At 55.0% G+C, this 12860-nt stretch carries 13 protein-coding genes; 5 read left to right on the top strand and 8 right to left on the bottom strand.

The genetic code is table 11. The features are described from left to right. Nucleotides 1-5: 5 nt before the first annotated feature. The 6 genes from ABD931_RS17175 to ABD931_RS17150 form a co-directional block, all read right to left on the bottom strand. The gene (locus ABD931_RS17175) at nt 6-239 is read right to left on the bottom strand and encodes a hypothetical protein (protein WP_345269064.1); all 234 of its coding nucleotides are present in this window, start codon (nt 237-239) and stop codon (nt 6-8) included. A gap of 157 nt (nt 240-396) precedes the next feature. Continuing rightward, on the bottom strand, nt 397-1479 hold the full coding sequence (locus tag ABD931_RS17170) for a Gfo/Idh/MocA family protein (RefSeq protein WP_345269063.1): 1083 nt from the start codon (nt 1477-1479) through the stop codon (nt 397-399). Nucleotides 1480-1604: 125 nt separating this feature from the next. Further along, nucleotides 1605-2075 carry an RNA-binding regulator gene (rbp, locus tag ABD931_RS17165; RefSeq protein ID WP_345269062.1) on the bottom strand — a complete coding sequence of 157 codons (471 nt, stop codon included), beginning with the start codon at nt 2073-2075 and terminating at the stop codon, nt 1605-1607. 106 nt (nt 2076-2181) lie between these two features. Further along, nucleotides 2182-3039: a KPN_02809 family neutral zinc metallopeptidase gene (gene ypfJ, locus ABD931_RS17160; RefSeq protein ID WP_345269061.1), complete on the bottom strand. Its 858-nt coding sequence runs from the start codon at nt 3037-3039 to the stop codon at nt 2182-2184. Between the two features lie 193 nt (nt 3040-3232). Further along, nucleotides 3233-5380: a xanthine dehydrogenase family protein molybdopterin-binding subunit gene (locus ABD931_RS17155; protein ID WP_345269060.1), complete on the bottom strand. Its 2148-nt coding sequence runs from the start codon at nt 5378-5380 to the stop codon at nt 3233-3235. Between the two features lie 102 nt (nt 5381-5482). Then, complete coding sequence (locus ABD931_RS17150) at nt 5483-5941, bottom strand: (2Fe-2S)-binding protein (protein ID WP_345269058.1); 459 nt, start codon at nt 5939-5941, stop codon at nt 5483-5485. Between the two features lie 319 nt (nt 5942-6260). Here ABD931_RS17150 and ABD931_RS17145 point away from each other — a divergent pair, with 319 nt between their 5' ends. From ABD931_RS17145 to ABD931_RS17130, 4 genes are all read left to right on the top strand, one after another. Beyond that, on the top strand, nt 6261-6878 hold the full coding sequence (locus tag ABD931_RS17145; protein WP_345269057.1) for a hypothetical protein: 618 nt from the start codon (nt 6261-6263) through the stop codon (nt 6876-6878). Between the two features lie 233 nt (nt 6879-7111). Continuing rightward, a complete protein-coding gene (locus ABD931_RS17140; protein WP_345269056.1) occupies nt 7112-8533 on the top strand; it encodes a hypothetical protein in 1422 nt (473 codons plus the stop codon). Between the two features lie 119 nt (nt 8534-8652). Beyond that, entirely contained in the window at nt 8653-9012 is a 360-nt protein-coding gene (locus tag ABD931_RS17135; protein ID WP_345269055.1) for a PadR family transcriptional regulator, read from the top strand. 17 nt (nt 9013-9029) lie between these two features. Next, a complete protein-coding gene (locus tag ABD931_RS17130) occupies nt 9030-9530 on the top strand; it encodes a hypothetical protein (RefSeq protein ID WP_345269054.1) in 501 nt (166 codons plus the stop codon). Between the two features lie 63 nt (nt 9531-9593). Here the strand turns inward: ABD931_RS17130 and ABD931_RS17125 are convergent, their stop codons facing one another. Continuing rightward, the gene (locus ABD931_RS17125; protein ID WP_345269053.1) at nt 9594-10469 is read right to left on the bottom strand and encodes a sterol desaturase family protein; all 876 of its coding nucleotides are present in this window, start codon (nt 10467-10469) and stop codon (nt 9594-9596) included. Between the two features lie 306 nt (nt 10470-10775). Here ABD931_RS17125 and ABD931_RS17120 point away from each other — a divergent pair, with 306 nt between their 5' ends. Then, entirely contained in the window at nt 10776-11678 is a 903-nt protein-coding gene (locus ABD931_RS17120) for a hypothetical protein (RefSeq protein WP_345269052.1), read from the top strand. A 274-nt stretch (nt 11679-11952) separates the two neighbouring features. Here the strand turns inward: ABD931_RS17120 and ABD931_RS17115 are convergent, their stop codons facing one another. Next, the gene (locus ABD931_RS17115) at nt 11953-12711 is read right to left on the bottom strand and encodes a DUF4412 domain-containing protein (protein ID WP_345269051.1); all 759 of its coding nucleotides are present in this window, start codon (nt 12709-12711) and stop codon (nt 11953-11955) included. Between the last annotated feature and the right edge of the window lie 149 nt (nt 12712-12860).

Raw genomic sequence — 12860 nt, 5'->3', positions numbered from 1 at the left:
CAGGTTCAGAAATGGCGAAAGATAGATATAATCGGGGGCCGAGTGGGCGTATTGTAGCCCTCATCCAGCATCATCTCCGGAAACGGTTCCAGGGCAATGGTTTTGTCGTGGTGGTAAAGGGGATACAGACCGGCCACCAGGGCGGCTATCGTTCGCTGGTGGATAAATGGGGCGTTGGTGCCCATCTCATCTTCGTGAGCCATCCAGGGGGAGCCGGGTCCGGGCGTGTACATGAGCATCAGGATAGTTTTGCCAGACAATTTACAAAATTTCCTTATCTGATTTCGGAGACTGAGTGTACATAACCAAATACCGGCGTATAGGGATCAAAACGACACTATCCCAACGAGCAAACAGACTCGTTGGGATAGCAGAAGTCGGAATGGATGTATTGTATTACAACAGTACCGGCTGACCTGTGCGCACGGATTCGTCGCAGGCGAAGGCGATACGGAGGCTGTTGACGGCATCCTGCAGGTGATCGATCAGGTCGAGATCGTTCTGAATAGCGCTGAGGAAATAGCGTTGCTCGCGGTTGCAGAGCTCCTGGTGATCGGGCTCGTCCTGCATATCGATCCAGTTGTCGGCCTGGGTAAACTGATCGTTCTGGTCCAGCGTGGCATAATGCACCCGCAGCGATTCGGTTTTGGTGTGCGAGTCGACATCGTCGGATTTACCGGCGGCTCCGGCGTTTTTGGCGACGATGGACACACAGCCTTTCGGGCCGATTACGTCTTTGACAAAAAAGGCGGTTTCGCTCATCATGGGTCCCCAGCCGGCCTCGTACCAGCCTACCGACCCATCGTCGAACCGGATCTGCAACTGACCGTAGTTGTAGTTGCCGGCCGGGATCTCGTCGGTCAGCCGTGCACCGATGGCGTTGACCTGCACGGGTTTGGAGCGGGTCATCTGGCACATCACGTCGATGTAATGCACGCCACAGTCGACAATCGGGCTGAGGCTTTTCATCAGGTTGCGGTGCACAGTCCACATGGTGCCGTGGCTCTGCTGGTTCAGGTTCATGCGCATCACCAGCGGCCGGCCCAGGTCATGCGCTATTTCGACAAACTTCGCCCAGGAGGGGTGATGGCGCAGAATATACCCGACCACCACCTTTTTACCCGCCTTTTGAGCGGCTGTCACCACGCGCTCTGCCCCTTCGACGGTATCGGCCAGGGGTTTTTCAATGAACACGTGGCAACCCTGTTCGAGAGCCATGATGGCAAAGGCTTCGTGGGTGTCGGGGTAGGTAGAAATGCAAACAGCGTCGGGCCGGGTCGTTTGCAGGGCCGTGGCATAGTCATCAAATAACGCATAGCCACCGCCGAGTTTTTCATTGAGGACTTGTTTGCTGTTGCCGGTGGAGACGATGCCGCAGATTTCGAAATCGGCCAGCAGTTGATAGGCTTTCGCGTGCGAAGAACCCATGTTGCCGCAGCCGACAACGAGGACACGCACAGGATTGATTGATTGGGACATGCAAAAAGAAGCAGACTAAAACGATATGTTCTGGTCGCCAGGAAAAGATAAGAAGGAAATTGGAAATAAGACCAGGCGACTGCTTTTGCGGATAAGCGACTAAAGGAATCGCCTGGTCGTAGAAACTATTCGTAGTCGTAGCGGCTGCCGCCACCGCGCCGGTTGTCCCGGTCCCGGTCACGTCCACCGCCCCCTTTATTATAGCCACCGCCACCCCCGCCACCGCGGTTATAGCCGCCACCTGAGTTGCCTCCTCCGCCCCGGTTGAAGCCGCCACCCCCGCCACCGCGGTTGTAGCCACCACCCCCGGAGTTGCCCCCGCCCCCGAAATTGCTCCGGCGTGGGCTATCACCCCGTTTCTCTTCTGCTTCGTTTACCACGATTGTCCGACCGCCCACTTCAGCCCCGTCCAGCTCAGCAATGGCTTTTTTCGCTTCTTCATCATTCGCCATTTCCACGAACCCGAATCCCCGGCTTTTTCCCGAAAACTTATCCATGATTATGGTTGCTGAACTAACCTCGCCGTACTCTTCGAAGTACTCCCGCAACTCGTCGTCCGCCACCGAAAAGGGGAGACTACCTACAAAAATTTTCATGATTAACAGTGCTCTAAAAATGATTTGGTATTCGTCGGCAAAATAGGGTTATTTTAACAAAATCTGCTGATTCGTAGCTAAATTGTTGTGAGATTGTAAACGAATTTTATTGAAGGTTGGCATCTTCCCGGCTGTTAAAGGTATCGCCCTGCTCAATATCGCCGGTTTTGAACCCTTTTGTAAACCAGTATACGCGCTGGGCTGAGGTACCGTGCGTAAAGGCATCGGGTACTACATACCCCCGCGTTTGCTTCTGAATGCGGTCGTCGCCAATGGCGTTGGCCGCCCGCAGGGCCTCTTCAATATCGCCGGCTTCCAGATAATTCCGCTCCTGGTTGATGTAGTGCGCCCACACCCCGGCCAGAAAATCGGCCTGGAGTTCGAGCCGGACAGACACGCGATTATTATCCACTTTACTTAACCGGCCCCGGAGCTGAGATACCTGGTCGGTTATACCCCATTGGTCCTGAATGTAGTGGGCTACCTCATGGGCTACTACATAGGCCATCGCAAAATCGCCGGGCGCATTGAACCGGGTGTGGAGCTCGTCGTAAAACGACAGATCGATGTACAGCTTTTTGTCGCCAGGGCAGTAAAAGGGCCCCATAGCCGCCGAGGCCATGCCACAGCCTGACTGCGTACTGCCCCGAAACAGAACCAGTACCGGTGGCCGGTAGCGTTCGCCCCGCTGCGCAAACAGTTTTGTCCAGACATCTTCGGTATCGGCCAGTACTGTTTTCACAAACCGGGCCGCTTCATCTTCCTGGGGGTTACTGGTTTGCACCTGGGCGGGCGCACCGGTATCCGAGTCGGTGCCGATATAGGAGGACGGATCACCACCCAGCAGATAAATGATAACAGCGATGATGACCGTTCCCAGCCCACCACCTACCAGCATTCCGGACCCACCGCTTCCCCGGCGGTCTTCTACATTACCGCTTTCGCGTCTGCCTTGCCAACGCATGATTCTGTTTTCAATTAAATTCGTTCAAGCAATCAACCAGCGTATAGGCTTTTTGTTTGGCGAAACCGTTGGAATGGGAGTGGCGTTAGCGTACTGGGTTCATTCGCGTTACAAACACTCGTCTCGCCCGTCTTGCGATACAATCGCGGACGAGCGAGAGCGAGAAGCACAGACACGGACGAGCTCCGCTTACTTACGAAACGCCTTTGAACAACTCCTGCTCGGCAAACGGCTGATTGTACAGGCGCTTGCCGGTAGCTTTGAAGAAGGCGTTGGCTGCGGCTGCTCCGGTTGGTGGCAGGGCGGGTTCGCCCAGACCGGTCGGGTCAATGCCGTTGTCGACAAAATGCACGTCGACCTCCGGAATTTCGTTGAGCCGGATCAGCCGGTAGTTGTTGTAGTTGGTCTGCTCGGGCGTGCCGTTCTGGAACGTCATTTTCCCGTACATAGCATGGCCCAGTCCATCAACGATACCACCCATGATCTGCTGCCGGGCACCGCTCTGGTTCACCACGATACCGCAATCGGCGGCTGCGTAGATCTTCTGCAACACGGGCTTGCCTTTCTGCATCACCACTTCGCCGACCTGCGCTACGTACGACAGGTGCGAGAAATACACGCTGAAGCCCTGGGCTACATCTTTCTTTTTGCCCCAGTTCGACTTCTCGGCGGCCAGCTTAATGACCCCGATCATGCGGTCGATGTCGTATTTAACATCGCCAACCGGCGCTTTTTTTGCCTTTTCGAGCAGATCCAGCCGGAACTGTACCGGGTCTTTACCGGCCGCCTGTGCCACTTCGTCCAGGAACGATTGCTCGGCAAAGGCCAGGAAGTTGGTAATGGGTGCCCGCCAGGCTCCCGTGGTGATCGGCGATTTATGGTCGACGGAGTCAATGAGCAGATTTGGTACCGCACCCGACGGGAAATTATGCTCCCGCGTGGCGTTACCGGCGTTGATGCTGGCACCGCGCAACCGGTAGCCGATCATAGTTCCCTGCGCATCCAGCGCGGCTTCAAAGCGGTACCGAACGGCCGGCCGGTAGCTGCCGCCGGTCATATCGTCTTCGCGGGTCCAGATCACTTTTACCGGCGCTTTTACCAGCCGCGATACCTCTACAGCATCATGCACATAATCGGCCTTGAGCCGGCGGCCGAAGCCACCACCCTGACGGGTCAGGTCTACGGTTACCTTATCGGGTGTAATGCCCAATAGTTTTGCCGTTTCGTTGCGGGCCAGCTCAGGGGTTTGGGTGGGTCCGATGAGTTCGGCGCTGACGGGTTTATCGCCGTCGAACTTCACGTGCGCGAAGAAGTTCATCGGCTCCAGCGGGCTGTGGGGCAGGAACGGACACTGGTATTCGGCCTTCACTACTTTAGCCGCATTTTTAAAAGCCGCTTCGACATCGCCGTCTTTCCGGCGCACGGTGGCGTTGCCGCTGGCAAGCATCTCCCGGAACAGGCGGTCGTGGTCGCTGCTGCTTTCCAGTTCATCAGCTTTTTCGTATTCGGCTTTTACGGCCGCGCGGGCTTTTTTTACCTGCCAGGTCGACTTGCCGACGATGGCGATATTGTCTTTAAACGTCACCACATCCACAATCCCCGGCATGGCCTTGGCTGCTATGGCATCAACCGATTTGAGCTTATTGCCAAAAGTGGGCGGATGCTGCACCATCGCAATCAGCATGCCCTCCCGTTGGGTATCCAGCCCAAACAATGGCTTACCGGTGGTGATGGCTTTGTTGTCGACGTTGCGGACGCTGCTACCGATCAGCTTGAAATCTTTCTTGTCTTTCAGCTTCACATCCGTCGGTACGGGGATCTGAGCGGCCTCGTTAGCCAGTTCACCATAGGTAGCTTTGCGCTTGCCGGCCGCGTGAATGACAGTGCCTTTGTCGGTCGTTAGTTCACCCACCGGTACGCTCCAGCGTTTGGCGGCTGCTTCCATCAGCATCTGACGGGCAGTAGCGCCGGCTTTGCGCAGCCGCGTCCACGAGTGCGGGATGGAGCCGCTACCTCCGGCCACCTGCCGCTCGAAACGCTTACTATCCAGCGGAGCCTGAAGCACCTTTACTTTGGTCCAGTCGACATCCAGTTCTTCGGCTACGATAATGGGGAAGGCGGTTTTGATACCCTGTCCCACTTCGGGGTTGGGGGATAAAATGGAGACAGTCCCGTCGGGAGCAATCGACAGGTAGCTGTTAAACTCAACGGGAGCCACAGCAGAAGCGCCATCGGCTTCGATATGGTCAAGGGCACGGGTGCCGGTCCAGGTGAAGCCCAGCAGCAAACCACCGCCACCAGCCGCCGTCCATTTTAGAAAATCACGTCTTGAGGTTGACATATCTTGGATGGGTTTGAGGTTTGAGGTTTGAGGTTTGACGTTGGGTTCCTGCGCGTGGAAAGCGTCAGGTAAAACCTCAAACGCCAAACGGTAAACCTCAAACTATTTTTTCGTTGCTGCTACTTGGACGGCCTGACGGATACGATGATAGGTGCCACAGCGGCAGATATTGCCCGACATGGCCGCGTCAATGTCGGCATCGGTCGGTTTGGGGTTGCGCTTCAGGAAAGCGGCAGCGGTCATAATCTGACCGGCCTGGCAGTAGCCGCATTGCGGCACATCGATCTCGTCCCAGGCTTTCTGTACCGGGTGGTCGCCGTTGGCCGACAGACCTTCGATGGTGGTGACTTTGGACGTGCCGACGGCCGATACCGGCAGGACACACGAGCGGGTGGCTTCGCCGTTAAGGTGGACCGTACAGGCACCACACGCAGCAATACCGCAGCCATATTTGGTGCCTACCAGGCCAAAATTGTCGCGCAGAACCCACAGTAGCGGGGTATCCGGGTCAACATCCGCCTGATAGTCACGGCCGTTGATTTTTAATTTATACTGAGCCATGGTTTGGACGTATAGATATAGGGTTATGATTTCGGACCAAATTACAAAATTTGGAATAAATGATTGTTCCTCAGGGTAAGAAAGGCATACGACATTTTGAACTACTCAATTGGGCCGGCTTAGAGTATGGCTAGTGGTAGGAGCCATTTATCCCGCAGATCGTGTTTGTGTAAACCCTTGCCGGTTCCCTCCCGATTACTCCAATACCTGGTCCGAACAGTTCCGGGGCAACGTAGTTAGCGTATAGTGAGGAGCGAGCGGTTGGCGGGCCGTGTGTTTGCTGCCGCCGGTAATTAATTTACTAAAACCAGACAAGCTCATGGGAATCAGTAAAATGGTTGATAAGGTTAAACACGAGATTGAGGTAATACTGGGAGACGAAACCAAAGATAAGACGTACGCCAGTGAGAACGCCTTCCGCGACGAGCAGGCTGCGCAGGAGGCTTTTACCGCGTCCGTCCGGAAATTATTTGACGTAAACGGCTGGTCGAATTTACCCGGTCTCAATTCAGAATTTAAGCTCTATGATTCGGCGGGCCAACCGAAACCGAACGGGGAGCCGCAGGTGGGCGATTATATCCGGATTAATATTCCCGGTCCAACGTCGGAGAACTGGGTACAGGTCACCGACCGGCATCAGGGCGATACAAGGGCCGAATTTACCGTGAAGCCCAGCCCCGATCCGACGGAGAGCGGAGAACGGGAGCAGGGTGAAATTGACCATTTTTTTGCGAAGGAGGCTAGTAGCACGTTCCGGGTCGAGCGGCAGGGTAACCAGTTGCGGGCGTTCGAGATTGGCAAAAACGAACGACCAAATAACCAGGGTAAGGAAGCCGGCAACCGGGCGATTACCAACACGCTGGTAGCCACCGGAGGCTGGATGTTTTTTCAGCAGGTGCAATGGGAAAAGCTGACAGACTATCTGGTCCATCTGTAAGATGTAGCCGGTTTTTCGGGGCTTCATACCTGGGCAAAGTCCCGAAAAACCGGTTAATTGGTATGGACTAAACGCTGGTCGATAAATAAACCCGCAAACCCGAATAACCAGGAGAGCCCAGAGTAAAGCATAGCCGTACAGCGAGCCGATGCGGGGTGGAAAAAGCAGTCTGCCCGCTTAATCAACATAATCAGGTTCGGTTTGTTTACTAATCAGGAGCAAATCAAGCCGTTATGTTATCGTTTCTTTTCAAGAAGGCCTCTTCGCGGCCACCGTGGTTTGTGTCTAATTTTGATTCAGCCACCGGACTGGTCAAGGCGCTGGCCAACAGCCTGCACGGCGAAGGGTTTCCGGGGGCCGGCAGCCTTCCGGAAAGAGAGTGGCTGGCCCAGGCTATAAACCTCCTGCCCTGGCCGGTGCAGCAGCGCCTGTATATCATGGGGAGCGCCAAAGGGGCGGTAGCGCCTGAGCAACTCGCTTCGGTGCAGGCGGAAGCGTTTGCCGAATGGGTCGTCAGTCTATACCCCAAAAAGACGTATCCGGCCATTTTTATCGGCTCTTCCAACGGGGCCGCCATGCATCTGGCAGCCGCTATGGGGGTTCCCTGGCTGCCGCAGACGTTCCTGATTCCGGTTAAAACGCCCAACCTGTCGCCCGACGATCCCAAAGGACGGATCGCGTGGGCCACCCCCTTTGCCCAGCAACTGCTGGATCACAACCCGGCTCTGCAACTGCACCACATGATGGACCCGCTTCAGGATCGGCCGATGATCCCGCATACCTCGTATTTCCGGGTAAAGTTGCGGAGTCTGGGACCGGCGTATGCGTCGTTTATCCGGGATCACCTGGCTGAAGGCGGCACCGTGTTTCTGATCGACTGCCAGAAACGCTGGCCAGTTACGCAGGTAGGAGACCGGCATTATTTTCAGTTCGGCGGGTTGGGTGGCCTACGGCCGGAAGAATACCAGCAGGGCAGTGAGCTGGTAACCGAATTTCTGCGTGACGCCGGTGCGGACGTTGCCAAATGGGATGCTCCGGTACCGGATTGTGAACAGCCGGAGTCGGAGTGGGGTTTTGTGGCTTCGCTTGGGGAGGAGGTATCGCAACTGGCTGAAACAGCTGGCTATCGGGTGAGCCGCCTGGTTTTTGATGAACCGGAAGAACTGAGTCCGCACGTAGCCGATTTGTATCGCTGGTGGTACCGGCAGCGGGGAATGCCCGCCCGTACGCTCCTGGCGGAGATGTTTTTTCTGGTGGAGCCGTATTGGGCTTTGCGTACCGGAGCGGTTCCGTTCTGGATAGCCTTCAATGCGCAGCCGTCTGCCGAGCGTTTACGGCATTACCTGCAGCAGACAGAACCCTTTGACAACATATTCCTGCTGCCGTTCTCAAACGGGGTGGCGGGTCCAGGCCTTGCTACCGAAAAAGAACTGAACGCCATTCTGGATGCTGCCCGGCAGCGGAGTGGGTTTCTGGGAGCCTCGCCCGGTCGGTATCCATTTGATTTCGGTATCTACGCCCGCTACGAAAAAGACCTGAAGGAAAAAATGCCTGTGCGGTACTCCATAACGCCCAGACTGACCACTACAGACGTGGCGGCTTTTACCCGGCAGACCATGACGGACAGGCCAATCGGTTCGATATGGATTGGCTGACCAGCCGCCTGCCGGCAATCAAGGTATCTGCTGTAAAAAAACCTGGCTAAATTAGTTGCTCGTTACTTTGTATATATAATTTTCTTATATATATTTGGTTAACGATAGCCAACATACGAATGAGCCGGACCGATTCACGGGAACTGCTCCGGGGAACACTCCGGACGATAGTGCTGAAACTGTTAGCGGAAAATCGCCGGATGTACGGCTACGAAATTACCCAACAGGTTAAGGAGCGGACAGGGGGTACGATTACGTTGACGTACGGGGCGTTGTATCCGGTGCTGCACAAACTGGAAGAGGAAGGCTGCCTGCTTACCGAAACCGAAGCGGTAGACGGTCGCCTGCGAAAATACTACTCGTTAACGCCTGCCGGTACGGCTACGGCTCAGGTAAAGGTGGCCGAATTCGAGCGGTTTATGGCGGCCATGCAGGCTCTGATGCAGGCCGGCCCGGGCATAGCTAACCAGAAGCACTAACTCAACATATCCCGTTTATGTATCTGCTGACCGACCACCAACTGGATACCCTGCGTAGTCACCTGCGCCAGAGTGCTATTTCCCCCGATCTGCTTCCCGAACTGACCGACCACCTCGCCTGCGACCTGGAAGAGGCCATGTGGGCCGGTATGTCGTTTGACGAAGCCCTGCCGAAGATCCTGAAGGAAGCATCGCTGGATACCCTGTCGCAGTTGCAGGAGGATTATTGCAGCATTCTGGGCCTGGAGCCGGAGTCCGAACCCGCCACGCTGCGCGACATTGTATTCATGAACCGCAACAAGCTGTACGGAGCCTACGACCTGCGCGAACATTACACGGTAGCGACCGAACAGGCCCTGCTCTGGGGCATTGTTATTTTTTCGGTAACGGTGATGGCGCTGGGCCTGCACGTCAGCCGGCAGGTGCAGCGGGAGCGCAGTAAAACACCGGTCAGAAGCATCTATAATCAGCCTATTTTCCCCCAAAAAACCGGGAGTCTGGCCATTAAACCCGGCTAATGGTCTACCAGGAACCGATTACCTGCAATGGGTGAATAGACAGTTCTCAGCGGCTGCACCTTTCTAACTGTCAGTATTCGGGGATTGGGGCTTTGACCGCGTCTCCGGCCGCTCGCCGTTGGGTAGTCGCCAGTCCCGCTGCGGACCAAAGGGCATTTTCCACAGCTCAACCAGCGTTAGCTCCTCTTCGTCCCGGTAGGCCGGAACGCCAATGGTCAGGTCTTTCTGGGCAATATCCATGCGGTGGGTGCGGTGCAGCCGGTCCCACCACGAAAACAGCGTACCCCAGTTGGCGTTAAATTCGTCTTTGATGATGGAGTGGTGAATGCCGTGCATCCGGGGCGTTACCAGCACCGTATTGATCCACCGCTCTACCCGCTGGGGTAGTTTCCAGTTGGCGTGGTGGAACTGGGCGGCAATTTCAAAGACTATCTCGTAGAGAAGGGCCGCCAGGACGCTGATGCCCAGTGTCACCACCGTAGCTGTCCGGAACAGAACGCTCAGCAGCAACTCCCCGAAATGGAACCGCATGGCCGTAGAGACATCCATATCCAGGTCGGTGTGGTGTACGTTGTGGAAGCGCCACAGCAGCGGAACTTTGTGGGTTGCGTAGTGCCAGCCATAATAAGCATAGTCGAAGAGAAGGAACCCCAGAGCGGTATGGACCCACGCCCACCCGCCTTCCTGCGGCAGCAGCCAGTTGAGTAGGCCCAGGCCATTCCGGGCGGCCCAGGCAGCCGCCAGCAGGGGCACCGGCAGCAGCAACAGGCGCAGGGTGATAAACGCCGGAATGGAGAAACCAATGTTGCGCAGCACCCTGCCCAGAGTCCGAAACTGCTGCCGGCGCAGCGGACTCCGGGCTTGTACCCACAGCAGCACCGCAAAGGCTACCACCAGCAGGGGGGCGCCAACGTAATCGAAGAGAGGAATGGTGAACATGGGGTAGTCGGGTGGTTTGTCTATAAACATAACCGGCCGGACTACGGTTGGGTTTGGCCGCTGCTTCCGGAAAAAATTTACCTGACACTCAGTAACGTATACTTGACCGGGTAAAACAATAGCACGTTGGTCGGCTTGATAGTAAGCACGTGCAGATCAAACCACAACCGAAGACGTGTACCTGACCATTGAGGGTAAGAAATGGCTGAGAGACGGTGAACAGCCGCAGATACATGCCGACTGCTGTTACTGCCGGCTGCCATTGCGTTAACGCTTTTTACGTGCGCACCAAACGAAAACTTCTGGTTGGATTCTTCGATTCCCCGTATAGAAACACCGGCCGGCGAGATTGCTTACATCCGTACTAAGTGGAAAAATGGAAAGCATATCGAAACTGTGCTGTATGACCGGCAGGATCGGGTTCTGGAGGTATTTTGTTTTGGAAGGAACAACTCAAAACGTCTGAACCGCTACACCGGAGAAAACAATACAACAACCATTTCTTACGACCACAGTGACAGCGTTCCACCCGGCTATGTAGAAATTGACACCCTACGGCGCGAGTTTGATGCGGCAGGAAGAGTGGTTGTTGAATCCCGTACCAGTGTCTCGTTTCAAAGCCATCAAAAGCCTGTTGTACGTGGCTTTACAAAACGTGCGCTTACGTATACGGCTACCGGTGATACGCTTTTCAGAACTCTTGCCGATAGTTATAAATTGCCCGACAATGATTCTACACAGGTAGCGAATATTACCCGGTGGGAACGGGACAACAAACAACGGCTCAGGCACCACTATCGGCTGTATGTTATACGCCTGGGAAGACCCAGCGGGCTTGATACAATTTTTCTCTACTCGCGTCGGTATGCGTACGACGCTACCGGAAAACTGCAAACGGTCTGGTTTGATGATATGTACCTGGACCAGCATTATAGCCCCGCCGGACCTGATACGGTTTGGTACCAATACGATTCCCGGAACCGCCTGGTGGCAGAACGGCATCAGTACACGACTGATATGCGAAACAAACGGGAAATGGACACAACCCGACTTGCTGCAAGTGAAAAAGAGTCTATCAGGTATTATAGAGATTTGTTCCTCAAACCGGGTTCTTTTTGGTATAACAACCGGGTCGACAGCGTTCAGTACCGATACGAAACATTCGATCCTGCCAGGCACCTGCCCCTAAAGATTCCCGTTGAGGAGTAAGCAAACAACCTACTCAATCGCCTGGGTCCATTCGTTATGGCCGCACCGCTCGCATTTCTCGGGCTGGTTGGCCGGCTTGTCTTTATGATTACCGCAACTTTTGCAGACGAAAACTGTAGGTGATGGTTTCTGCTGGGCCAGAAAATCGGTGTCCCAATCGGGCAACCCCGATCAATAAGGCAATGTTTAAGCACTGGGTTTGGCAAAAAACCATTCTGTGAGGGAATGACATTAAAATAGAAGAATACGGAGATTGGCTTGTCCGGATTCAGGCTTACTGCCGGCTTTTTTGCCGCTTCTGCATTTCCTGCATGAACTTCTGCCGTTCGGCGGGCGACATATTCATCATGCCCGCCGGATCGGGGGCGTCTACTTTTTTGTAGTCGCTGGGAATCTGAAACAGCGAAGCCGCCACGGGTTTGGTATCGTACCGCTCCAGTTCCATCAGCATTTCGCCCCGGCCGGTACTGGTTGCCATCCGGACAAAGAACCCATCGGCTCCCTTCTTTTTTAGTTCCTCGTACAGATTGGCGTTGCCCATGCTGCGGTTGGCACGCATCAGGGCCTGCATGTCGGCGTAGCCGGGGATTTCTTTGGTGGTCCAGACGTCCATAGTACCCTGCCCGATCTTGACTTCGGCATGGGTGGTATTCAGGTTCTTGATTTTTTCTTTACCGATTACGGTGACGGTAATGTTCTGGGCACCGGTGGCTTTTTCTGCGTCTTTGAGGGAGGTTTCGCTGTATGTGCGATTGGCTTCGTTCAGCATATACAGGGTATTCGGTTTATTGGCCAGGAGCAGGATCGTCTGCTTCATCGACCGGGATACACCGGGCAGGGCCACGTTTATTTCCGTCCGTACGTTGCCTTTGGCGTAGTACATGGTACTGGTCGAGGATACCGCCTGTGGCCCACCCATCATGGTGGTTTTATACTCCACGGTACCCTGCTGGGCGAGGGTGGGGAAGGAAAGGAGGTGAGCAACAAAGGAGAAAGGGAGGAAGGGGGACAGGAGCGAAAGGATACGTTTCATGGTAGTATGGTTCGTTTGTGCTGTACTTATTTTCACCTATTAATCAGACCTCTATAACGACTAATTGTTTGCCGATTGTACGCCAAAACAGAAAATCGGCCATTCCGGCTACCGCAGTAACCCAAACGGCCGACTCTTCTCTTTCCGGT

The organism is Nibrella viscosa, from assembly GCF_039541875.1.
Taxonomy (GTDB): domain Bacteria; phylum Bacteroidota; class Bacteroidia; order Cytophagales; family Spirosomataceae; genus Nibrella; species Nibrella viscosa.
Note: the sequence above shows the minus strand (reverse complement) of the source record. Positions and strands in the feature narration are given on the sequence as shown.